The 1,275-nt window shown below is 53.8% G+C and carries 1 protein-coding gene; it reads right to left on the reverse strand.

Annotated features, from left to right (window positions below):
* Positions 1–1,275: Ig-like domain-containing protein (locus tag PROVRUST_RS20265; RefSeq protein ID WP_006816494.1), on the reverse strand; the 1,275-nt coding region annotated here is incomplete at both ends.

The raw sequence follows: 1,275 nt of genomic DNA on the forward strand, positions 1-1,275 counted from the left end.
AGTGATGATCGTCAGTGTGCTCGGGTCGATATCGTCTTTGCCATCCAAGTCGGTGTCGTTCGCCAACACATCCAGCGTAACCGTTTCACCTTCTTTGATCGCCGCGCTATCTTTGTTTGCTACCGGCGCCGCGTCAATAACAATGGTCACGGTGGTTTCATTGGACACATTGCCGTTTTTGTCTTTCACGGTGTACGTGATGGTATCGGTGCCCACTTCGCCCGGCTTCGCGGTGTACACCAACTTGCCGTTAACAAACTCTGCCGTGCCTTTGCCACCATTAGTGATGATCGTCAGTGTGCTCGGGTCGATATCGTCTTTGCCATCCAAGTCGGTGTCGTTCGCCAACACATCCAGCGTGACCGTTTCACCTTCTTTGATCGCCGCACTATCTTTGTTTGCCACTGGCGCCGCGTCGATAACAATGGTCACCGTCGCTTCGTTGGAGACGTTGCCGTTTTTGTCTTTCACGGTGTACGTGATGGTGTCCGTGCCCACTTCGCCCGGCTTCGCGGTGTACACCAACTTGCCGTTAACAAACTCTGCCGTGCCTTTACCACCATTAGTGATGATCGTCAGTGTGCTCGGGTCGATATCGTCTTTGCCATCCAAGTCGGTGTCGTTCGCCAACACATCCAGCGTGACCGTTTCACCTTCTTTGATCGCCGCGCTATCTTTGTTTGCCACTGGCGCTGCGTCGATTTCGATGGTCACCGTGGCTTCGTTGGAGATATTGCCGTGCTTGTCTTTCACCGTATAGGTGATGGTATCGGTGCCCACTTCGCCCGGCTTCGCGGTGTACACCAGCTTGCCGTTAACAAACTCTGCCGTGCCTTTGCCACCATTAGTGATGATCGTCAGTGTGCTCGGGTCGATATCGTCTTTGCCATCCAAGTCGGTGTCGTTCGCCAACACATCCAGCGTAACCGTTTCACCTTCTTTGATCGCCGCGCTATCTTTGTTTGCTACCGGCGCCGCGTCAATAACAATGGTCACGGTGGTTTCATTGGACACATTGCCGTGCTTGTCTTTCACGGTGTACGTGATGGTATCGGTGCCCACTTCGCCCGGCTTCGCGGTGTACACCAGCTTGCCGTTAACAAACTCTGCCGTGCCTTTGCCACCATTAGTGATGATCGTCAGTGTGCTCGGGTCGATATCGTCTTTGCCATCCAAGTCGGTGTCGTTCGCCAACACATCCAGCGTGACCGTTTCACCTTCTTTGATCGCCGCACTATCTTTGTTTGCCACTGGCGCCGCGTCGATAACAATGGT

Origin of the sequence: Providencia rustigianii DSM 4541, assembly GCF_000156395.1 — a bacterium.
GTDB lineage: Bacteria > Pseudomonadota > Gammaproteobacteria > Enterobacterales > Enterobacteriaceae > Providencia > Providencia rustigianii.